Genomic DNA, 22,716 nt, shown 5'->3' with positions numbered 1-22,716 from the left:
CATCTGCGACAATAGTATAGTCAAACAGGGGGATAAGATGAGTAAATATGATGTGATTGTTGTTGGAGCCGGTCCGGCCGGTATTTTCGCTTGTTATGAATTAAGTTTGAAGTCGCCGCACAGCAAAGTGCTACTTGTGGATAAGGGGCACAATATTTACCGGAGAAGCTGTCCGATTCTAGAGGAGAAGATTCAGTTATGTCCTCCTGCTGCAGGGAGAAAAGAATTTGCTGGTTGTTTGCCTGCTTGCTCGATCACGGCCGGATTCGGAGGAGCGGGGGCTTACAGTGATGGTAAGTTTAATATAACAACAGAATTCGGCGGCTGGATGACAGACTATTTATCTGGATCAAAAGTGCTTGAACTCATCAAATATGTAGACGATATTAATATAAAGCATGGTGCTACGACCAATATCACGGATCCAACGACAGCAGCTATAACAGATATTGAACAGCGTGGTTATGCTGCAGGACTCAAGCTTTTGCGTGCTCAAGTTCGACATTTGGGCACGGAGCAGAATTTGGAGATCCTTAAGTCGATCTATGAATATCTGAATACCCGTATTGATATGGTCTTTAAAGCAGAAGTAGAAGATATTAACACCGTTAAGGAGAATGGTGCCCACCGGATTACCGGCATCACTATGAAAAATGGTGAACTATATGAAGCGGATCTAGTTATGATTGCACCTGGGCGAGATGGTTCGGGTTGGTTGACCAGTGTGCTGAAGAAGCGCCGGCTCAAAATGCATAACAATCAGGTTGATGTTGGTGTCCGGGTCGAGACTTCTGACATCGTAATGAGAGAGATCAACGAACATTTGTATGAAGGTAAGTTCATTTTTAATACATCGGTTGGAACACGCGTCCGCACCTTTTGCAGTAATCCATCTGGGCATGTGGTCGTAGAGAATCATAGCGGTGTCATGGCTGCAAATGGACACTCCTTTAAAGATCCAGCTCTTGGATCATCGAATACGAATTTTGCACTTCTTGTGTCCCACAAATTCACGGAGCCGTTTGATAAGCCGAATGAATATGCACGCGAAATATGCAAACGAGCGAATGACCTTTCAAACGGTGGAGTCATTGTTCAGAAATATGGAGATATCCTGAGAGGACGCAGAACTACGGAAGGAAGAATCCGAGAAGGATTCTTAGAGCCAACACTGAGAGAAGCTGTACCTGGGGATTTGGGTCTTGTGCTTCCGTACAATACGATGAAGAGCCTTATTGAAATGGTTGAGGCCCTGGATCAAGTGACCCCTGGTATAGCCTCTGAGCATACATTATTCTATGGAGTGGAAGCGAAGTTCTACTCTGCACGTCCAAAGCTTTCAGAAACGTTCGAGACGGAGATTAAGGGACTTTATTGCGGCGGAGATGGGGCAGGAATAACCCGTGGACTAGCGCAAGCCGGAGCAGCGGGAATATGGGTTGCTCGAAATATGATAGAACGACTAGGGGAATAGTAGAGACTCAACCGAATAATGTAAATTCGTAGAGCGGGCCGAGAGGCTCGTTCTTTTTTTAGATAAAATAACTTATCATAAATCAGGTTATATTTGATACGAGTGTGATGCTAATGCCATCGTTCTCATGACAGCGATTTCTTTTTTTTAGCAGGAGAGGTATGATAGAAAAGTGAAACAATATTTCAGTGACGGAGGAACAGATGATGATCAAACATATCGTATTTTTTAAGTTGAAAGAGCCGACAGTTGATAATATCGAGCGTACCGTGCAGGTGCTGAGAGACATGCAAGGGAAAATTCCGCAGCTTCGCTCACTGGAAGTTGGAAGTGATATTATCCGCTCAGAACGCTCTTATGATCTCGCTTTGATCTCGGAAGTGGACACATTGGAAGATTTACAAGCGTATCAAGTACATCCTGTACATCAGGAGGTTATTCGTTATATTAATACGGTCAAAGATCATTCCATAAGTGTAGATTACGAAGTGTAGGTCTTTGCTGCCATATGTTCTTTAACAGAATGGTTAGAACACATACAAGAAATGCTGGAGGAGATCACTTGTGTATTATGTAAATCAGGAACAAATTGAACGACGTCTGGGGGCCATTCCTGAAATTTCAGCCGGATTACGTCAGGCGGCGGAGTCATGGGATGGGGGACTGGTCTTTGGATTAGTTCAGGAACGTGCTCTTCATTTGGCTATTGAAGTCGTAACGGATGTAGGTAGTTATCTGATTGACGGCTTTATTATGAGAGATGCCAGCAGTTATGAGGACATTCTGGATATTATTCATGAAGAGAAAGTAATGACAAGTGAAGTTCATTCTGTTCTGATTGAACTTGTTCGTCTGCGTAAGCCTCTTGTTCAGGAGTACTATGATTGGCCGCGCCACACTCTTCATCCATTGTCCCTAGTTCTTGCGGATATATTGGAGCAGTTTGCGACGAATGTTAGGAATTATCTGAAGCAAGAGTTATAGCAGCGAATTCGTTTGATTAGGATGTAGTTATACAGTTATACATAGCTGACGCTATAATTAGTGTAAAAGCCTTCGTACAGATTTCATTCTGGTATGGGGCTTTTTTTGTGCGAGTAAAAAATAATTCTTAAACCTTGTGTCAAACCAAGCCCACCCTGCTTATAATGCATCATGCGACTAGGCATTCGCCCGGTCAGCCTAACATTAAGGAGGGTGGACATATGGTGGAATGGAGCGCGCTGGCCGTTGCTGTCGGTGTCTTGCTAATTGCCGTAGCAACGATAGGTATCATGCTGTCAGTCCGAAGAATGCTACAACGCACCGAATCTGTGCTTGGAAATTTGGAAATCCAAAGTACACAGTTATCGCAAGAAGCCACGCGGGTGCTAGAGCAGGCATCGGTTTCCTTGAACAGCATTCAGCGTCAGCTGGCAGCAGGTGAATCTATAGTGACATCTGTGAGCGAGGCAGCATCCGCTGTTACGAAGACTGCTGATGCTATACATTCAGTTAGCAAACGGGCCTCGCTAGCAGCTATCGAACATATGGAACGGGCCCGTCTCGAGAATGAACGCCGCATTGGTGAAGTGTTTCGCTGGGTCGATGCAGGCATGACTCTCTGGTATACGTGGAACCGCCGCACTCCGAAGTCAGGTGACGGGCATGCCGAATAGACTAGAAGGAGAGATGGACAATGAAAGAGAAGAATAAGGGGCTTTTGTGGGGAGCTTTGATCGGGAGTATTGCCGGCTCTATAACTGCACTTCTTTTGGCACCAAAATCGGGTAAAGAATTGCGTCAGGATATTGCGGATGGCGCTCGCCAAGTTGGTGGGAAAGTTCAGGAGGTTGCAGGTAAAGTGGGAGAGCAAGGAATTAATCTGATTGGTGTTGTAACAGATCGTGCTGAGGGCGTGATCTCTGACATTCAATCTTGGCGGAATAAAAAAGAACCTTGGGTTACTGAAGCAGAGGAAGTTGCTCAGATCTCCTCTTTCAATAATAGCGGTGACAGCGTTAAGGAAGAAGAAAAATAAGCAAAATATGAAACGGAACAGCCCTGATCGAACCTCAGATTACCGGGCTTCGATCAGGGCTGTTCAATCTGCGAGTGGCTTATTGGGTCTTAATAAGCTTGTTTAAGTCTTTTATCATGGATTGGTATTGTCGACTAGCTGTCAGTTTCTCTATGAAATGATCCCAGTCCTGAAGTGTAGCTTCCCCTTGAATGACTTTAATCTTCATCTCATTCAGTTCACTTATAGATTCAGCATAAATACCTTGGCTCCACAATTGACTAGCTTCCGGAATGGTTTGTCCAGCATAAGAGATTCGGTGCCAGCTTGTAGCAGCTTGTTCATACAATTTCTTAGTTTCAGGTGCTAGCGCGTCAAGAAGTGCATTGGATTGTAAAACGTCCTTGCGACCGAATAAATTTTGAATGGCGGATTTGTCTGCTTGCTTCAATTCCTTAACAGCATCCCACTTTGCAGACTCAGACATTTGAATACCTTGATCCAGCCATTTCAAGACTTTCGCAGGCTCGATTCTCGACATACTGGATACGATATATGCGCCACCACCAATAGAATTCCAGGGAGCGATTTCTGTTGCGGTTGATGTGGCTTTCAATCCCGAAACTGGAGTCCAGGTTCCTTTGTTATCCAGAGTCAGTTTTGTAGCATCATCAAAATTCAATACAGCGAGACCGGCCTGACCTTTAAGAATCTCTTCTTTCACTTGATCAGGATCAATCGTTGCAAAATCTTTATTGAAAAGACCATCAGTATAGGCGCGATTGAGCCATTCTAAGGCTTGTCTCTGGCCGGTCGTTATCGCATGATCTATCGCTTCACCGTTCTTGGAAAGGGTGAACCGGTCCGGACTTCCTGTAAAGGCATGCTCGACCCAGCTAAGTGACCCCAGGTTGTTGCCTTGCACATAAGCATACATTCCAATAGTATTGTTCTTCCCATCCCCGTCAGGATCCTTACTCACAAATTGTTTCAGTAAGTTGAACATGTCGTCCATCGTTATCGGATGCTTGCTTCCTAGGTTGTTGAGCCAGTCTTGACGCAGGGCAGGGAAAGGGGCGTCGTTTGGATCATAAGGTCTTGGAATCGTGTATGTCTTTCCATCGATTCTACGGACAGGCATGCCAGATTCATCGATAATTTTTTGTAAGGCTGGGTAAGCCTTTAGACTTTGGTTCAGATCCAGCGCTATTGACTGGAATAGATCCTCTTGAAATTCAAAGGTATCTGGAAGGAGCATAAGTGACTCCATATCACCAGCTGCTATTTTAATCTTGGTCTTCTCCGGGAAGTTTCTAGGGGGAGTAAGGTTCACTTGAACGTTCGTTTCCCAGTTATCTTTCATGTACTGGATAAGGGCATCGGGGTTGTCGGTCACTTCATTATCTGCTCTTGTTCCTACACGTAGTTGAATTTGTGCATGGGGATCTCGGATAGTAGCAAAAGAACCATGAGGATTCCAAATTACTAATAATCCAGAACTTGATGCCGTAAAACGAAGAGGAACCCAAAGTTCATTTTCGATTACAAATGGAGCGGCAGGCAATTTTTTAATGAGTTGGTTACCAACTTCTGCTTCTTTTCGATTGTCCCAGAATGTAAGAGTCGACTGCCCAGACTTCGTGGCACTTAATTTCTTCGTTGTAGGGTCCCATGTCACTTGATAACCGAGACTTCTTAAGAACGGTCCCGCTTGAATCATGATCGTTCCCTTGTGGTTAATGGGCGGACTGCCCAGTATTACATTGAGATTGTCAAAATATACAGCTGCTGGTTGACCATATTCATTTGATGCAATATTCCAAGGTGACTGATCAGCGAATGATGTCTCGGTTAAGCTACCCGTCAGCGTAGTAGTGATTGTAAGGATCATTAATAATGTTAGAGATCTGGACAGTACTGAATGTTTCCTTGGCATGGATTAAACTCCCTCCGTATCTCCGAGAATTAGTTTATGTATAATTTCTTCACTAGAATGGTAAAATCCCCCTGAATAAAAAAGAAATCACCCCTTTTAAAATGGAGGAGTGAACCAAACCATTTTAGTTAGGAGTGACTTCTGAATTTTAATGTGATTTAATAGGCTTTATCCATATATTGAAAAGAAGGACTACGCAAATCATCAGGATAGGATTTGTGAAAAATATGCGTTGTCGCCGGAGACACCGGAGGAATGAGCCATGTCCAGTCCCCAGTAACTTCTCGGCCACTCTTAGATTCCCGTTCTTCAAATGAACGGAATTGCATGGCAGCTGTGTGGTGATCTACGATGCTTACACCTGCCTTCTTGTAAGAATGCAGAACGGCAACATTCAGTTCAACGAGTGCCCGATCACGCCATAGTGTCGTTTCACTGTGTGTATCCAGACCCATTAATTGGGCGATTTGCGGGAGTTTGTTATAGCGAAATGTATCGGCAAGATTACGAGCTCCGATTTCAGTTCCCATATACCATCCGTTAAACGGCGCAGCCTGGTATATAATTCCTCCGATTTCAAGAGACATATCGGAAATGATTGGGACAGCGTACCACTTCAGTCCTAGTGATGAGAAAGACGGGATTTCCGGGTGTTCTAAATTGACTTCCATCACGGAGTGATCGGGTATATTAAACCATTCCGGTTCTTGATTATTCAGTTGAATAACAAGGGGGAGAACATCATAGTCTGTTCCTTTTCCACTCCAGCCAAGCTCTTCACATACCTGAGTGAATGCAATGGAAGCGGGGTCCCCAATGATACCATCTGTTGTTTCGTAACCTGCATATCGGATGAGTTGATGATTCCAAATGCGAAATGAATCTGGACTGAACACTGTAATGGTAGGCATAATTCTCCCGCCATTCGTTGCATTCTCGATATGTTGAAGAAGAAATGATGCCACTTCTGTGGGGGACTCTGCTGCTCTAGCATCCATGATGTGAAGCTTGTCCCAGAACAGCCTGCCGATACAGCGATTACTGTTACGCCAAGCCATTTTGGCGCCATGTTCTAGCTCCTCGAACGTATGTACATAAGTTCCCGTCTGCTGAATCTCAGATGAAATTTCATTTAGTCGATCCCGTGTTTCCTCGGGTGATTTATTCATCTCAACAAACGCTTGTTCAATGAAGGATTGAGCGGCTTTAAATAGTTCCGTTGTGCCAAGCATGATTTCGTCTCACCTGACTTTCTGTTAGTTGCATTAACCCCTCTAGTATACGATATTTAAGGGCTGCAATTAGGCGCAGTTCTTTTCCATTTTGTGGACAAAAACGAAGCTGGATGGCACTTTGGGCTCTATATCAAGTTGAAGAAGGAAAGGAATTGGGTTAAGATTTAGGTACGTTTCATGTCTGTATTACATATGGTAACACAGCTAAGATTTGAATAATGACAAGAAGGAAGCGGTGTGTTCGTGCAGCAAGCAATCGCAATACTAGACTCGGGTGTAGGTGGGCTAACCGTTGCCAAAGAAGTGATGAGGCAGCTCCCAAGAGAGAAAATTATTTACTTCGGAGATACTGCCCGCGCACCCTACGGACCGCGTACCTCGGAACAAGTCCGTTTATTTACGGAACAAATCGTAGATTATTTACTTCAATATGATCCCAAAATGATTGTCATCGCGTGCAATACGGCAACTGCGGCAGCCCTTGATTATATTTCAGCCAAGGTGTCTATTCCAGTAATTGGTGTCATACATCCTGGTGCCCGTGCTGCTATCAGTGCAACCAAGACCGGACATGTTGGTGTCATCGGCACAGTTGGTACGATAGGCAGTGGGGCTTATACGTTAGCTCTTAAACAACTATCACCCTTTGTAGAGGTAGAGAGCCAGGCATGTCCTGCGTTAGTTCCACTTGTGGAACATGGTCTCTTTCGTTCTTCAGATTCATTTGATATCGTTCAAGAATCACTTCGTGAAATTAAACAAACCACGATAGATTGTTTGATCCTTGGATGTACTCACTATCCATTCCTAGTCGATACAATACAGCAGGTAATGGGACCCAGTGTAAAATTAATCAGCTCAGCCGATGAGACGGCTCGGGAGATCAGTACGATTCTGTATGACAAAGGCCAACTTTCGAGTGGTGAGGAGACACCAATCCACCAATTTTTCTGTACAGGTGATGCCGAGATGTTCCAGAGCATTGCTACAGAATGGCTAGGGGAACAGATTAAGCGGACACCTGTTGTCTGGCAGATTACGAAGCTCTAATTCATTTTGTATTTTAATACTTTGGAAGCCGGATTCCCGCGGGAGTCCGGTTTCTTGCGTTTATCCGCAGGCAAGCGACATTTCGTACAACCTGTAACTCATATACATGCAATGGACGGTAAAAAAAGCGGGTGGCTACGGCTGCCGGAAAGGAAAACGTCATGCGGCAGTATATCGTGGAAAAAGGAGATACGCTTCAAAGGATTGCGGCAAGACATGGCCTAGCTCTTGAACAGCTAATTACCGCCAATCCTTGGGCAGATCGGCAGCCTTACTTGCTGCCTGGTCAAATGATATATCTTCCGGCATCACTACGCCGAAGATACGTTATCCAAGAAGGAGATAGTCCTGAAAGTATTGCCCGTACATTTCATTTTCAGCCAGAACAATTGGAGGAAATGAATCCAGGGATGTCGATCTATACCTTTCCTATTGGAAAAACCATCGTTCTTCCTCCCTCTAAGCCGAAATACCACGTAAGACTTGCAGGAGAGTATGGTCCTAGGGAGTTATCAAAAGATCTGGATTATTTGGCTGATCGGTTTCCTGTTATCGAATGCAGTACGATTGGTTCAAGTATAATGGGGAAACCGCTACATGCGGTCAAAATAGGGGATGGTCTAAAGCATCTTCATGTCAATGCGGCAATACATGCGAATGAATGGATCACGAGTCCTTGTCTCCTGAGATTTCTAGAAATTTATGCATCAGCATTGGACACAGGCACCTCTGTACATGGATATGATCCAAAGACATGGTTCCAAAATTACACGCTATGGCTTGTACCAATGGCCAATCCTGATGGAGTTGAGCTCGTTCAAGAGGGAATCTTGCCGAATCACATATACTATGACCAGTTGATACAGTGGAATGAAGGAAGGGAAGACTTCAGACGCTGGAAAGCTAATATTCGAGGTGTCGATCTCGGGGATCAATTTCCAGCACATTGGGAAGAGGAAGTAGAGAGAAGAGGTAAGACATCCCCAAGTTCACAAGATTATGCCGGTATTGCACCTCTATGTGAACCAGAGGCAGAAGCCTTAGCTAAACACACGATACACATATTACCTGAACGCGCTATATCTCTTCATAGTCAAGGTCAAGAGATATATTGGAACTATAGGGGGTATGAACCTCCTCATAGTGAAACATATGCAGTTCGTTTAGGCCAGGCAAGTGGACATCGGCCCGTTAAGCTGCAAGGAAGTGATGCGGGTTATAAGGATTGGTTTATTAAGCATTTTCGCAGACCAGGTTTCACTGTGGAGATCGGACGAGGAACAAATCCTTTACCGGCAGAAGATTTCGAGGATTTGTGTGTTGAGGTGAGTTCAGTCATGGCGGCGTTCATGTCGCTTGATTGAAAATGGCGTGAAACTATTTCAGTGATAATGCGTAAGCTATACGTGAAGAGGCAGCCACCGTAATTGAGCATCAGAGACTTCGGTGGCTGTCCCTTCTATCATATCGGTCACGATAGGGTATTAATACTTGTAGATGATACATTTATGAATCGGAGGAAACGCCATGAAATGGAGAAGGTTACTATCGCTTCGGCGTTGGTCTCATGTCTTTGAGCGAATATTCAAATACTTACTCTCCCCGGGTATTGCCGTAGGGGACAAGTTGTTATTTATTATTCCTGCTGCACTGTACTGGGTTTTACCGGATTTCATGCCCTTCATGCCGATCGATGATATCGGTGTGACGATGCTGCTTATGAACTGGTTCGTTGGCAGAATTGAACGTAAATACCCTGAGTTAAATTCGGACAAGCCAGGACGGATTCCACCTGCTCGTTAACCGAATCGTTGCTTGCGAAAACATTCCGCGAGGGCTAAAATAAAATATTGAGTGAGTGAATCATGAGGAGATGAACATAAATGAACTGCAAAATTACCCGCAATGCGGCTAAAGTGATAAAGAGAGAACTTGAAAAGGAAGAAAATCAAGGCAAGAAACTCCGTGTTGTCATTACACACGCACATGGAGATCATGCTCATTATGGTCTTGATCTTGATACGCCGAAGGAAACGGATGTAGTGGTATCTACGGATAAAGAAATTGATGTGATCTTGGAGTCGGGGCAAGAACTGCTTGATGGCGTCAAAATCGATTACTTATATCTCCCGCAAGAAGGATTTATCATCACCAATCCATCCAAAGGAAATCACGGCGACCATTAGGTCGTTCATATAAAGAGGTTACATGACATGGCAAACGATATTCGCGTATGTGAAAAATGTAAAGCTACATCTTTGAAGACAATTATTCCGAAGCTGAAGAAGCTTGCACCAGATGCCGATATCAAAGTCGGCTGCAAATCTTACTGTGGACCTTGTAAGAAACGTGCTTTTGTCTATGTGAATGGTCGCTATATTAGTGCCCAGACCGAAGAAGAAGTGCTGGCCAAGGCGAAGCCTTTCATTAAGTAGTTTGACTTATCTTTATCAGTCTAATTATTTTTTCTTCTTTATTGCATAGTTCTTCTCAAACACATCCATGCTATGGATGCAGGCAGAACCTTGTAATTTAGAAGGGAGCAACCATAATGAACAGTCACGATTCCAGTCTTCATTCGAATAACCCGGCCAATAGCGCGTTAGATTCGGCTGAGAAATTACATCGTGCCGTATCTTCTGCTTTGTCCCATCCAACGGAACAATTAATACAACAAGCGAACAATTCTTTAGCTCATACAGAGCAGGCTGTTCTTCAAGCCCAAGGGTATGCGAATAAGAACGCTGTTGAATTAGCAGAGGAATTGCTCGGTGAAGAGAAGGAACGTCTGTCCAAGCTTCATTCAGATGAAAGGTAACACGCGCTAGTCCTGTATTAACCCGCCCTAAGAGAGAGTCTCTTGGCGGGTTTTTTGCGTAAAAAAAGCGTATGAGCTTAGGTGATACATGTGGGCTCATACGCAAATATAAACTATTCGTTGACTGAGGTTGCTTTAAACTGCTTGAGAAGATCATAGGTAATCGTTTGATCTGATATTTTCAGCTGGTTCTTTGTTTCTTCATACCCTTGCTTACATGCATTGATATCGGTAGGATTTCGAGTAGATAGATCGTAACAGGTTCCATTCTCAAAGCTTCCCGTTTCTGCTGGAATAAAGAATACATCATGATTCGAGAAGGCGCCGCTGCGAAGTGGTACAAGTCGTTCTTTACCGCTTAGCAGGCTATCTCCCATAAGATAATAGGGCTCTTGAGAGATGCCGAGCAAATGATAAATCGTTGGTGCAGTATTCATCATGCCTGCCGCTTCCTCATATACACCAGCTTGACCACCATCCGGTAAGTGAATTAACAGCGGAACCTGATTCATGATTTGCTTCATATCGAGTTCCGTAACATCATGTTTGAGAAACTGTTCGTAAAAAGCCTCATCTTTGATCGAGTTATCATGATCACCATAAATGAGCAATATCGAGTTATCCCACAATCCCTGGGACTTCATCTGTTCTACGAATTGGCCGAGGGCTTCATCAACATAGTGCATGGACTGTAGGTAACTTCCGAATATTGTCCCTTGAAAATCTCCGGTATCAAGCTTCTGTTTCTCTTTAGGTATTCCATAAGGGTGATGACTGCTTAACGTAATTAGAAAAGAATAGAATGGTTCTTTAACATCCTTCATCATGTTTAAGGACTGCTTGAAGAAGGATGCGTCACTTACTGACCAGCCAATCATCTCATCCTGAACGAAGTCTTTTTTACTATAGTAGCGATCATAGTTCATTTCTCTATATACATTATTCCGATTCCAAAAACTGCTGTCATAGGAATGATAGACATTAGCGGCATAGCCATTTTCTTTTAAGATGGATGGAATCGTATCATATTTATGGTTAGCATACCGTGTAAAGACAGATCCCATAGGCAGCGGAAGTAATGAGCTTTGGGTTACAAAATCAGCATCAGAAGTTCTTCCGAGAGCCGTTTGATGATAGAAGTTGCTGTAATACATACTTTCCTTGATCAGTTTGTTAAAGTTTGGCGTAATTTCTTGTCCGTTAATGGATTGATTCACAACAAAATTCATAAATGCTTCGACTTGAATCATAATGACGTTGCTGCCTGCATATTTGCCAAAAGTATTGTTTTTTATTGTTCGATTGGAACGCTCCTCATCAAACCAAGTTTGAATCTTTTGAACCTCCTCCTGATCAAGGACTGGTTTGGGGCCGAGGTTGTCTTTGGAATAGCGATAGATGTCATAACCGTGAAAACCTATAAGACCGGTAACATTGTAAAGAGTAACATTCCACCAATTGCTCTCAAATAGACCCACTGCCCACGTTTTGGATGCAATTTTAATCGGTGCGAAAGTGAGAAGGCATCCTAGCAGAAGCGTCAATGTACCCGCGATAAATCTCCGTACCATGATATTTTTACGAGAGAGGGAAGGTTTCATTGATGGTCTTGTGTTGCTGTGCAAGCGACGTTTGCGAAAGATAAGAGAGACGGTGAGTGGTACAATTATAATCCAGTCGATGAAAAAGAATAGATCCTGCCAATGGATTAACGAGCGTATACTTTCGCCAAGCGACCCGACCTGTCCAGCCTGCATGAGTACAGGAACTGTAATAAAATCTTCAAAATAGCGATAAAAAACCAAATCAGCATAAATCAAACCCGTAAGGATGAGATTCATTAGCATTAAAGACGCAATCCTTCCTCTTGGAGGAAGCCAGAATGTCCAGAATGAGACGAGCAGAAGTGAACCAATAGCAATAATATAATCAACTGGATTCATGTCGATGCTCTTTACCTTCAGATTGTAATGAAATAGGACTAGCTTAATTAACATGATAATGATGAACAAGGAATAGGCGGCATACCGGTTCAAAAATATCCGGCGAAGACGGTCCCTAATCCCTAGAGGTGACAATGTGTACAATGGAATATCCTCCTTGAAGCGGCTGGAATAGCCTATTTCTGACGAGTCTACTTATTATATAACGATAAAACACCGTTTCAAACCTAGATGTGAAGAAAGAAAGCCGCCTTGGCGGCGGCTTTAAATGTTAGATTAGGTTAAGTTATTCTGCTGGACGAGGACGGGGTGGAAGCGGTCCGAGAAATTGAAGATACTGGCATTCAATACGTCCGTTGAACAGTTTACGACGCTTGTCGGCTTTACGGCCAAAATAATGCTCGAACTGTTTTGTCGGAGTAATCGCAAAAAATGACCATGTTGGAAGCCGCTTGGCCATTCCACCAATCTGACGGATAAGACGTTCCACTTCTTCCTTCTCACTTAGGCGTTCACCGTACGGGGGATTGGTGATGAGACAACCATATTCGCCCTCTGGTAGTGCCTTCGAAGCCGGAAGTACACGGAAATCGATCACGCCAGCCAGTCCTGCGCTTTTAGCAGCGGCTTTAGCCACTTCAATCGCTTTCGGATCGATATCGCTGCCCACAAGTTGAAGTGGGATATCATCTGTTACTGCATCAAAAGCTTCATCACGAGCATCTGCCCAGCGTTCACTGCCGATAATGTCCCAATGCTCTGAAGGGAATGAACGACGCAGACCTGGAGCGATATTCCAAGCAATCATAGCTGCTTCAATTAGAAACGTACCTGACCCACAGCAAGGGTCATACAGGGGACGATGTGGACCCCAGCGGCTTAGTTGAATAAGAGCTGCAGCCATCGTTTCCTTAATCGGTGCTTCTGTGATCAGCTTGCGGTACCCACGCTTATGCAGCGCTGGTCCAGTTGTATCGAGCGTTAAGATCGCTCGGTCCTTAAGTAGAGACACTTCGACGACATAACGTGGACCATTCTCAGGGAACCATTCCGTATGATGGGAAAGCTTCAATTTTTCGACGATCGCTTTTTTCACAATCCCTTGGCAGGCAGGTACGCTGCTCAATTGAGATTTGTGAGAACGTCCCTCAACAGGGAATTCGCCATTCGCAGGGATCCAGTCTTCCCAAGGAAGAGCTTTAGTACCTTCAAACAGTTCGTCAAATGTGAGGGCATTAAATTCGCCCATTTTGACAAGGATACGGTCCGATGTCCGAAGCCACAAGTTACAGCGGCAAATATCGATGAGATCACCGGAAAAGGTTACTCTTCCGTTCTCCACTTCTGTGTCCGTATATCCTAGTTCTTTTAATTCGCGTGCTACTACAGCTTCTAGTCCCATAGGGGCGGTAGCGATTAATTGTAATCGAGGCATTAACGAAGTCAACTCCATTTACGATGTGTACGGCGCAATAGCACCGCCGGTCAATCTATATAGTATAGGCGATTGTACAAGGCAAGACAATTATCATATGATAGGATTCGTTGGAATCTGTTCTAATGGACATTATCAATGTATGACTTGAAGGAGGAAATCTCTTTGAATATCACCCCTGATGATTATGTTAACCAATTATATCTAGAAGATGAGGAATTGCTGCAAGTGAAACAAGCCATTAAGGACCGGGGGATGCCTGAAGTGTCTGTAGCACCGGCCTATGGGCGTTTATTGACCTTGTTGGTTCAGACAGCTGGGGCTCGGGAAATACTCGAGATCGGGGCTCTGGGTGGTTATAGCGGTATCTGTCTGTGCCGTGGTTTAAGTGAGGGTGGAAGATTGACTTCGCTCGAGCTAAAAGAGGAATATGCAGAACTTGCTGGATCACATTTGAAAAAATCAGGATTCGGAGATAAGGTGGAATACCGTATCGGACCTGCTGCTGACAGTTTGGCCCTGCTCAAACAGGAAGGCAGACGCTTTGATTTCTTTTTTATTGATGCGGATAAAGAGAATTACCCTGTCTATCTCGATTATGCGATTGAGCTTGCGAATCCAGGAGCAATCATCGCAGGAGATAACTGTTTCTTGCGTGGCCGGACGCTGAATACGGAGAAGAACGGACCTTCTGTACAAGCAGTAAGACATTTCAATGAGCGAATTGCTTCTGACGAAAGACTTACAAGTACGCTTCTGCCAGCTTATGATGGACTTATCCTAGCACGTGTAAAGTAAAAGGAAGCGTGTGAACTCGGTCGCAGCTATGCGCTGAAGATGAAAGTAATATGAAAATGCCAACCAAGGGAAGCTTGGCTGGCATTTTTGATATGTATTCTTTGGTTTATTCGTACTTATTGCAGATTTCATACGCTTAGGGTGTAAGAGGCGCCGAATATGGGTTAACTAACACATAGAGTGGTACGAGCTTAGGAACGAAGGTCTCACCTTTATATATTCCTAGCAATCATACAGTGAAAGGAGAGACTAACACTGTACAACTCTCATAATTTTAAACATATCCGCGAGTTGGGAATAGGTATACTTATCATATGTCTTCTTGTCGTAATTCTGACAATCACTGCTGCATACGCTGAGAAGAGTCAGGAAGATGAACGCAAGAGATCAGGCTTGTCAGGCCCAAGCATTCAGTTCGATCCCAGCTTAAAGTATTACCAAGATCGTTCACCTGAGAGCATTGCCGATGAGTTTGTACGTAATGGATATACAACGGTTCGGTATTTTGTTGTTAACGAGAATAACGTTGATCGTGAGCTTGTTGAGGCATTAAGGAAACGTGGATTGTTCGTCTGGGCTCTTGTGTTAGGCAATGGTTCTTATTCAGTAGAGGGCTTCCCTTCGGAATGGCCTAGCTGGCAGATGGAACTATTAAAGCCCGTGAATGATGGGTATTATCGCTTTTCTCCACATAGTACAAGTTATGTAGAATGGAAGAAGCAGAAGCTTGCGAATCTAGTAACAGATATACCCTTTGATGGTATCGAGATCGCGGAGCCTTATTTTCCAGAGTGGGACGGAATGGATACCGGGGCGTATGGTGACGTTGGACCGCTTGCCAAGGCAGCATTTCAAGAGAAGTATGGTGTAGATTCCATTCCGAATTTCACGGATTCTGCGCATCCAGATTACTATCTTACGAATAAAGAGCTGTATCAGAAGTGGGTCCAGTTTCGGGTAAACGCTGTAAATCATTTTTTGAATGAAGTGATCAACGGGAATGGTGGTATACGGGATGCCAGGAATAATATAAGTGTAGCGACTTGGTCGCTTGCGATCGCAGGTGATGATTCTGTTGACAAGCTGAGGGAGCTTCAAGGACTAGACGCCGCAGAGATGATCTCCTCTGTTCGACCGGATATTCATATTCTGCAAACCCACTGGCCAGACTGGATGAAACCACAGATGGAACTACCAGCGACATATATTCAAGATTATCAGAGTTTTGTAGATCAGATCCGCGCCGTTCATCCGAATATTCCTCTAGGTATTCAAGTTGATATTGGTTCAAATCCCGATATGGTGAAGGATCGACAATGGTATAACAGTCTGGGTGAAGTAGCACAAGATATGGGGTTCAAAACGTGGACAGCATATGAATTCCATCTCGGAAAGTATATGTACGATGAACCACCTAGGCCAATCACTGTAATGCGTCCACAGCGTAAAGAAGTAATTATTTCTTTTCAGAAACGAATTGATGAGGCCTCTGCGAAGCTTCCGGGTAGTCTCATGATCTTAACGAATAAGGGTGAGGTTCCTATCGCACCTGAGAACATCACAGTAGACGGTAACATGCTGATTATTAAGTCTAAACAATTGCCTAGAAAAGAGTTTCAACTGCGTATTCGACATGTAACAGATACTCCTGCGTATTGGTTTCACAACAAAGATCAGCAGGCTAACGTGATTGAGGATGATACTGTGGTTAACGTAGATAAGAAAAAAAAGGTTAGATACTAGAATTACTTGGAATGAAAAACCCAGAAACATCAGATTCCTCCACGGTTCGGAAATCTGATTGTTTCTGGGTTTTGTGTTTATTCGTATTGTATATTAACATTACCTGAAGTTTGGTGTGGGTTTGTTGGAATACAGCTTTGTTTTGACCCAGATCATATTGATAATGAGCAGGCTTCCGGAAACCAGGAAGAGTCCTTCAATACCGATGAATCCAGATAAAAATCCGCCAATGATCGCTCCAAGCATATTACCAAGAGCTAACGCACTTGTATTAAAGCCGAAGGAACGGCTCTCCATACCGTCGGGTGTATAGGATCTTATAAGCGCATTTACACTTGGGAGAAGACCTCCCATAAATACACCCATCATAAAACGAACAATAATGAGCTGCCACACCGATTGAACGAATGCTTGTGGAATGAGTGATAGACCCGTTCCAATCAGGGCATACGTCAGAATGCGATGAGCTCCGACCTTATCACTAAGTTTGCCAAGAATCGGAGAGGCAATCATATTTGATAACCCCGTGACGGCAATTACAAATCCAGACCATAGTGCAATGTCTACACTTGACCCGTGAAGCTTCTGCACGTAAAGAGGGAGAAGAGACATCGGACTGATCATAGCGAATTGAAGTAGAAATGTAACAGCGAACAGCGCAGGTAGCTGCGGTGTATGACTGAGCTCTTTCAGACCGGCCAGAACCGATACCTGAGGAGTCTGAAGTGCTTCTTCACGATTGAACTTCTCTTTAACGAGAAACAACGCAAGCAGGGAAGCAACAAAGATAAGCGTACCTGTAATGTAAAATATCGGACGGAACCCAACCCAATCAGCCATTAATCCGCCAATTAACGGACCAAGAATGGTTCCAGCGACTTGTCCAGATTGCATAATCCCCATGGAAAAGCCCATTCGGTTCTTTGGTGTTGTACCAGACACGAGCGAAATTGCAGCCGGATTAAATCCTGAGATTGTACCATTCAAGAGCCTAAGTACAAGCAGATGCCAAGGATGCGTAGCAAAGCCCATACATGCAATAACGAGGGCCATGCCGAATCCTGATCGGAGAAGCATAAGTTTACGGCCGTATTTATCCGCGACTTTCCCCCAGATTGGCTGAAATATAAATGAAGTCAAGAAGTTGGCAGCGAAGATCAGTCCTGCCCATACCCCGATTTCATGCTCTCCCACTACGTTCAAATCCTGAGCTAAATACAATGTCAGGAAGGGAGTAATCATAGTCATTCCCGCATTGACTAGAAATTGTCCGAACCAAAGCACAATGAGATTTATTTTCCAAGTTTTCAATGTGCCCTTCACTTCCTTTCTAAGCTGTCCATCTCAGATGCAACCGAGATTATGTAGTCTTCGAAAAAAGCCGTTCTTTCAGTATAACATATAAGTTTTATTCCAAAAGGCAACAATGTCATAGTATTGTCATTTGTTCTTCATGTAATCCCCTGGTGTGATAGTTGTTACTGACTTTTAAGTAGGGCATAATGTATTCTAGGTAACTTTATATACATTAATGGGGGCATAGACATGACTTACAACGATCAGTTTATTCGAGCCTGTCGAAAGCAGGAAGTGAATCATATTCCCGTATGGTATATGCGGCAGGCTGGCCGCTATGATCCGGAATACCGCAAGATTAAGGAGAAGTATTCGCTTCTAGAAATTTGCCAGCAGCCTGAACTCGCCGCAGAAGTAACGCTGATGCCTGTTCGTAAGCTTGGTGTAGATGCTGCTATTTTATATTCGGATATTATGAATCCCGTCGCATCCATTGGCGTAGATTTCGATATTGTGAAGAATATCGGCCCTGTCATTGATAATCCAATTCGAAGTAGTGCAGATGTAGAGAAGCTTAGACCTATTGATGTTGAGGGTGATCTTGGACATGTGCTTGAGACGATTCGCATCCTAGACCGCGAACTAGATGTTCCCTTAATTACATTTGCTGGTGCTCCATTTACGATTGCTAGCTATTTAATTGAAGGCCGACCATCCAAGAATTACTTGCGTACGAAAGAAATGATGTACAGTGAACCTAAAGTATGGTTCTCCTTAATGGATAAACTCGGTGATATGGTCATTGCATATTTGCGAGCACATATATCTAACGGAGGGAAGGCGTTTCAGTTATTCGATAGCTGGGTCGGTGCACTTTCTCCTCGTGACTTTCAGATATACGTACTTCCAACCGTTACCCGTATTTTTGCCGAACTTCAGGATTTGAATGTACCCAAAATTTATTTCCCTGGTGTAAGCTCGGGAGAATTGCTTCCAACATTGAAAGATCTGCAGGCAGATGTCATCGGATTGGATTGGAGAGTATCCATTCCTCAAGGACGTAAGCGACTTAACGGTAAATTTGCGGTTCAAGGAAATTTGGATCCTACGGTACTGACAGCACCTATAGAAGTTATTAAACAATATGCCAAAGAAATTATCGATGAAGGTATTCAGGAGCCAGGCTATATATTCAATCTAGGACATGGCTTATTCCCCGAAGCATCACTGGACAAGCTTCGTGAACTAACGGCTTATATTCATGAATATTCAGCAGAAGCCCTTAAAGCAAGTGCTCGACCATAAAGCGGGTAAATGATTATATAGAATACTCTTAATAGTAGAGGTGAATGGGATGAGTAATAAGATTGGTGTATTGGTGATGTCTTATGGGACACCTGAAAGTATGGAAGGTATTGAGGAATACTACACACATATTCGGCGTGGAAACAAGCCTTCAGAGGAACAGCTGAAGGAGCTGACTGACCGGTATGAGGCGATTGTGGGCGGTGTATTTCCACTTCGTGAGAACACAGACCATCAAGTCAGAACGCTGCAAGATACACTTAACCGTGACAAGCGCTCGGAGAGTGTAGAGTTTGTATGTTATCAAGGTCTAAAGCATGCGGCTCCACTCATTGAAGATGGTGTAGAGCAGATGGTGAAGGATGGAATCAAACAAGCAATCGGTATTGTTCTTGCACCTCACTACTCGGTCATGAGTGTTGGTACTTATGTGAAACGGGCTCAAGCAAAGGCGGAGGAATTAGGTCTAGACATATCCTTTGTAGAAAGCTATCATCTGCATCCATTACTGATTGAAGCACTAGCGAAACGTGTGAGTGCAAAGCTAGATCAATTCATTGAAGCTGGTGCGCTTCGTGAGGATGTTCGCGTATTATTCAGTGCGCATAGCTTGCCTGAGCGGATTTTGTCGATGGGTGATCCATACCAAGATCAGCTGCTGGAGACGTCAAAAGCTGTTGCTGAGCTTGCTAATGTAAGCAAATGGCAGTTCACTTGGCAAAGCGCAGGGCGGACTCTTGAGCCTTGGCTTGGACCCGACATTCTGGAAACACTTCAGGAACTAAGTAAGGAACAAGTGGAAGATGTGCTGGTAGCTCCTGTTGGCTTCGTTTCGGATCATCTAGAAGTGTTATATGACTTGGATATTGAAGCTAAGGCTGTGGCTAAAGAGATGGACATGCGATTAGAACGTATTGAGTCATTGAATAGCGATCCCCTCTACATGGAGACATTGAGTGATTGTGTCATTACTCGCTGGAGACAAGGTAGCGATCAATAGAATCATCACAACCCTCCGGCAATGTCGGGGGGTTCATTTTGTATAATATGTCTCGCATATGTTTGTTGTTTAAGAAGATTTGATGTGGTTTCTACTTGCTGATGTATCTTGTTATAATGAAAGGAGCACATGGAAAGCCGCATATGCGAGGGAAATAGGGGTGAATGATGTACTCATCACGTACAGAGCGTAAAAAAACTCAAATGAAGGCCAAACAGACTAAGCAATTACGTGTATGGACTTTCCTTAATTTGGGGCTTATTATTGTCATTGCATTTCTGCTTTTTTATCATTTTTCTTTGAAGGAACAGGAGGGTATCGGTACCTCTTTATATGTTCCTAGTATATCTGCAATTATGTAAAATAATGGCGGAGGAGGTCCTATCATGAACAATCTTTGTGTGGCTCACCGTGGATTTTCTTCGAAAGCACCTGAGAATACGAATGCTGCCTTCAGACTTGCCATGGAAGAGTCTTTTGTAAACTGGATGGAGATTGATGTTCAGCTGACGAGAGATGGTGTGCCTGTTGTTATTCATGATTTTAGTGTAGATCGGACAACGAGTGGCAAAGGGAAAGTGAAAGATCTAACTTGGCAGGAAATACGCAGATTGGATGCAGGGATTTGGAAAGGTCGGGAATTCCAAGGAGAACAGGTACCCTCATTAGATGAAGTGCTACAGCTTGTAAAAGGTCGCCTAAAGCTGAATATCGAACTTAAGACGAGTGGGAATATGTATCCCGGGTTGGAAGAAGCTGTACTGGAGCGAATTCATGCACATCATATGATGTCTGATGTCGTACTTACATCATTTGAATCGAAGGCGCTTCTTCGAGCCAAGGAAATAGATCCAGAGGTAAATGTAGGCCTTATCATAGACGCACATCCAAGAGATCTGCTATCGCGACTTAAAACAATGGGTTGTACCTTCCTATCCATCGGATATTCTCATCTTGATGCACCGTTTGCAGCCGAGTTGATTAGAAATGGGATTACACCTATGGCATGGACTGTAGACGATAAACGTAGTATGGCTGCTCTAGCTAAGATGAACCCAGAGATCATGATATGCACTAATCGTCCTGATATGTGGGGTGAATTATTTTTAGACGAAATTGCACCACGGATTCCGTTCTGGCGCAAAAAATGGAGAGGATGGTTTTAAAATGTGTGCTTTAGTGAACAACGTTTATTGTGTGGGTCGTAATTACCGGCTTCACGCTGCTGAATTAGGGAATGCGGTTCCGGATGAACCCATGATATTTATGAAACCATCTCATGCGGTTGTTCCGCTCGATGGCGGCAAGTTACAACTACCTAAGGGACGTGGAGCTGTGCACTTTGAAGGCGAACTTGTCATCCAGGTGGCTAAGGATTATATACCTGGCATGAACGTAGATGAGCTGATCGAGACGATGGCTCTTGGTATTGATTTCACGTTAAGAGATGTACAATCGGTCATTAAAGAGAAAGGACATCCATGGACAGCAGCCAAAGCATTTAAGAATTCAGCACCTTTGACTCCATACATTAGTTTCCCGGGAAATGATGCTCTACTTCATACGGATTTTACAGTACTTAAAAATGGGGAAGAGGTACAGCGTGGCAATGCGAAAGACATGTTATTTTCTCTTCAAAACATTATTGATTACATTGGTGAGAACTACGGTCTGGGCAAGGGAGACTTAATCTTTACAGGTACACCAGCAGGCGTAGGGCCAGCCGAGAGCGAAGATGTATTTGAGCTGTTCTGGGGTGATGTGCGACTTGGTCGCTGTGAAATCGGATAGAGATTCAAAAGAAGACAGAGGTGGTTAAGTGTTGAACTGGCTGATTGGGGCTGTAGGTGCACTGATCGTAGCGGGAGCGGCGTATCGTAAACAATCCTTGACCCTGTCGGGAGCGGCAGCGGCTGTTCTCATGGGGACGATTTATTATGGAGCTGGGGACCTGTTTTGGTTTGGAACCCTGCTTCTTTTTTTCATCACGTCTACGACATTATCTAAATACCGTCAAGGTAGCAAACAGGATTTAGAGAAGTCTTATGCGAAAACAGGCAACCGGGATGCTGGACAAGTATTCGCCAACGGTGGCATAGGTATGGTATTATGTCTCATCCATTTTATTCATCCGCATGATATATGGAAGCTATTGTTTATAGGCGTGATGGCAACAGTTACTGCGGACACTTGGGCTACAGAATGCGGAAGTCTGAGTCGCAGGCCTCCAAGATCGATCTTAAATGGCAGACCGCTTCCTGCAGGAACGTCTGGTGGTGTATCTTGGCTTGGTTCGACCGCGGCAGCTATAGGGGGAGCTACGATTGGAGCTGGGGCTTGGCTATTTGGTCTTTTGTCTGGTCTCGATCCAAGTTTTATTGCGTATGTACTAGCGGGTCTTATCGGGGGATTAGCCGGAGCTTTCTCTGACTCATGGATGGGTGCAACGGTACAAAAAATGTATCGTTGTGTTGTCTGTGGAAAATCAGTAGAAGTTCATTCTCATTGTGATATACCCACGGAGCGCTCCGGTGGCTGGAGCTGGATGACTAATGATGCAGTAAATTTGATCAGTTCACTAATTGGCGGCCTAGTTGCTTGGATGGTAGCAGGATTATTATAGTGAAGGATGGGTTTCGACAGTCGACCTCGGCCATGATATGATGAGGTTCCGGGAAAACTCT

Annotated in this window: 23 protein-coding genes; 18 read left to right on the top strand and 5 right to left on the bottom strand. The window is 44.0% G+C overall.

Annotated features, from left to right (window positions below; translation table 11 throughout):
• Window positions 1-37: 37 nt before the first annotated feature.
• From AC3WJJ_RS11820 to AC3WJJ_RS11800, 5 genes are all read left to right on the top strand, one after another.
• Entirely contained in the window at window positions 38-1,474 is a 1,437-nt protein-coding gene (locus AC3WJJ_RS11820; RefSeq protein WP_492540740.1) for an NAD(P)/FAD-dependent oxidoreductase, read from the top strand.
• A 206-nt stretch (window positions 1,475-1,680) separates the two neighbouring features.
• Window positions 1,681-1,968 (top strand): Dabb family protein, encoded by a 288-nt coding sequence (locus AC3WJJ_RS11815; RefSeq protein ID WP_422661513.1) that lies wholly within the window; start codon window positions 1,681-1,683, stop codon window positions 1,966-1,968.
• A 70-nt stretch (window positions 1,969-2,038) separates the two neighbouring features.
• Window positions 2,039-2,458: a DUF86 domain-containing protein gene (locus AC3WJJ_RS11810; RefSeq protein ID WP_422657695.1), complete on the top strand. Its 420-nt coding sequence runs from the start codon at window positions 2,039-2,041 to the stop codon at window positions 2,456-2,458.
• Between the two features lie 221 nt (window positions 2,459-2,679).
• Window positions 2,680-3,132: a DUF948 domain-containing protein gene (locus AC3WJJ_RS11805; protein ID WP_492540738.1), complete on the top strand. Its 453-nt coding sequence runs from the start codon at window positions 2,680-2,682 to the stop codon at window positions 3,130-3,132.
• A 20-nt stretch (window positions 3,133-3,152) separates the two neighbouring features.
• Window positions 3,153-3,494: a YtxH domain-containing protein gene (locus AC3WJJ_RS11800; protein ID WP_492540736.1), complete on the top strand. Its 342-nt coding sequence runs from the start codon at window positions 3,153-3,155 to the stop codon at window positions 3,492-3,494.
• Window positions 3,495-3,573: 79 nt separating this feature from the next.
• Here the strand turns inward: AC3WJJ_RS11800 and AC3WJJ_RS11795 are convergent, their stop codons facing one another.
• Window positions 3,574-5,409, bottom strand: coding sequence for a stalk domain-containing protein (locus tag AC3WJJ_RS11795; protein ID WP_492540734.1), 1,836 nt, complete (start codon window positions 5,407-5,409; stop codon window positions 3,574-3,576).
• A gap of 158 nt (window positions 5,410-5,567) precedes the next feature.
• A complete protein-coding gene (locus AC3WJJ_RS11790; protein WP_492540732.1) occupies window positions 5,568-6,641 on the bottom strand; it encodes a nitric oxide synthase oxygenase in 1,074 nt (357 codons plus the stop codon).
• 246 nt (window positions 6,642-6,887) lie between these two features.
• Between AC3WJJ_RS11790 and racE the strand changes: the two genes are divergently transcribed.
• From racE to AC3WJJ_RS11760, 6 genes are all read left to right on the top strand, one after another.
• Entirely contained in the window at window positions 6,888-7,694 is an 807-nt protein-coding gene (gene racE / locus AC3WJJ_RS11785) for a glutamate racemase (protein ID WP_492540730.1), read from the top strand.
• 161 nt (window positions 7,695-7,855) lie between these two features.
• Entirely contained in the window at window positions 7,856-9,058 is a 1,203-nt protein-coding gene (locus tag AC3WJJ_RS11780; protein ID WP_492542028.1) for a M14 family zinc carboxypeptidase, read from the top strand.
• Between the two features lie 163 nt (window positions 9,059-9,221).
• The gene (locus AC3WJJ_RS11775) at window positions 9,222-9,497 is read left to right on the top strand and encodes a hypothetical protein (protein WP_492540728.1); all 276 of its coding nucleotides are present in this window, start codon (window positions 9,222-9,224) and stop codon (window positions 9,495-9,497) included.
• Between the two features lie 80 nt (window positions 9,498-9,577).
• Window positions 9,578-9,880 (top strand): iron-sulfur cluster assembly accessory protein, encoded by a 303-nt coding sequence (locus AC3WJJ_RS11770; RefSeq protein WP_422657687.1) that lies wholly within the window; start codon window positions 9,578-9,580, stop codon window positions 9,878-9,880.
• A 27-nt stretch (window positions 9,881-9,907) separates the two neighbouring features.
• Window positions 9,908-10,129: a YuzB family protein gene (locus AC3WJJ_RS11765; protein WP_422657686.1), complete on the top strand. Its 222-nt coding sequence runs from the start codon at window positions 9,908-9,910 to the stop codon at window positions 10,127-10,129.
• Between the two features lie 116 nt (window positions 10,130-10,245).
• Window positions 10,246-10,512 carry a hypothetical protein gene (locus AC3WJJ_RS11760; RefSeq protein ID WP_492540725.1) on the top strand — a complete coding sequence of 89 codons (267 nt, stop codon included), beginning with the start codon at window positions 10,246-10,248 and terminating at the stop codon, window positions 10,510-10,512.
• A 113-nt stretch (window positions 10,513-10,625) separates the two neighbouring features.
• Here the strand turns inward: AC3WJJ_RS11760 and AC3WJJ_RS11755 are convergent, their stop codons facing one another.
• On the bottom strand, window positions 10,626-12,599 hold the full coding sequence (locus AC3WJJ_RS11755) for an LTA synthase family protein (RefSeq protein WP_492540723.1): 1,974 nt from the start codon (window positions 12,597-12,599) through the stop codon (window positions 10,626-10,628).
• A 142-nt stretch (window positions 12,600-12,741) separates the two neighbouring features.
• Complete coding sequence (locus tag AC3WJJ_RS11750) at window positions 12,742-13,890, bottom strand: THUMP domain-containing class I SAM-dependent RNA methyltransferase (RefSeq protein ID WP_422657684.1); 1,149 nt, start codon at window positions 13,888-13,890, stop codon at window positions 12,742-12,744.
• A 138-nt stretch (window positions 13,891-14,028) separates the two neighbouring features.
• On the opposite strand from AC3WJJ_RS11750, the gene AC3WJJ_RS11745 reads away from it, so the two are divergent.
• Together AC3WJJ_RS11745 and AC3WJJ_RS11740 are read left to right on the top strand one after the other, a co-directional pair.
• Window positions 14,029-14,688, top strand: a complete 660-nt coding sequence (locus AC3WJJ_RS11745; protein WP_492540721.1) for an O-methyltransferase — start codon at window positions 14,029-14,031, stop codon at window positions 14,686-14,688.
• Between the two features lie 291 nt (window positions 14,689-14,979).
• The gene (locus tag AC3WJJ_RS11740; protein WP_492540719.1) at window positions 14,980-16,431 is read left to right on the top strand and encodes an N-acyl-D-glucosamine 2-epimerase; all 1,452 of its coding nucleotides are present in this window, start codon (window positions 14,980-14,982) and stop codon (window positions 16,429-16,431) included.
• Window positions 16,432-16,530: 99 nt separating this feature from the next.
• On the opposite strand, the gene AC3WJJ_RS11735 is transcribed toward AC3WJJ_RS11740, so the two are convergent.
• Window positions 16,531-17,742, bottom strand: coding sequence for an MFS transporter (locus AC3WJJ_RS11735; RefSeq protein ID WP_492540717.1), 1,212 nt, complete (start codon window positions 17,740-17,742; stop codon window positions 16,531-16,533).
• Between the two features lie 234 nt (window positions 17,743-17,976).
• On the opposite strand from AC3WJJ_RS11735, the gene hemE reads away from it, so the two are divergent.
• The 5 genes from hemE (at window position 17,977) to AC3WJJ_RS11710 (ending at window position 22,655) form a co-directional block, all read left to right on the top strand.
• Window positions 17,977-19,032: a uroporphyrinogen decarboxylase gene (hemE, locus tag AC3WJJ_RS11730; protein ID WP_492540715.1), complete on the top strand. Its 1,056-nt coding sequence runs from the start codon at window positions 17,977-17,979 to the stop codon at window positions 19,030-19,032.
• A 49-nt stretch (window positions 19,033-19,081) separates the two neighbouring features.
• Window positions 19,082-20,032, top strand: a complete 951-nt coding sequence (gene hemH / locus AC3WJJ_RS11725) for a ferrochelatase (RefSeq protein ID WP_492540713.1) — start codon at window positions 19,082-19,084, stop codon at window positions 20,030-20,032.
• Between the two features lie 386 nt (window positions 20,033-20,418).
• Window positions 20,419-21,198, top strand: coding sequence for a glycerophosphodiester phosphodiesterase (locus AC3WJJ_RS11720; protein ID WP_492540711.1), 780 nt, complete (start codon window positions 20,419-20,421; stop codon window positions 21,196-21,198).
• Between the two features lies 1 nt (window position 21,199).
• On the top strand, window positions 21,200-21,823 hold the full coding sequence (locus AC3WJJ_RS11715; protein ID WP_492540709.1) for a fumarylacetoacetate hydrolase family protein: 624 nt from the start codon (window positions 21,200-21,202) through the stop codon (window positions 21,821-21,823).
• Between the two features lie 31 nt (window positions 21,824-21,854).
• On the top strand, window positions 21,855-22,655 hold the full coding sequence (locus tag AC3WJJ_RS11710; protein ID WP_492540707.1) for a DUF92 domain-containing protein: 801 nt from the start codon (window positions 21,855-21,857) through the stop codon (window positions 22,653-22,655).
• The last annotated feature ends 61 nt before the right edge of the window (window positions 22,656-22,716 follow it).

It is taken from the genome of Paenibacillus sp. FW507-14B1B (genome assembly GCF_058781425.1).
This window is presented reverse-complemented; position numbering and strand designations above follow the sequence as displayed.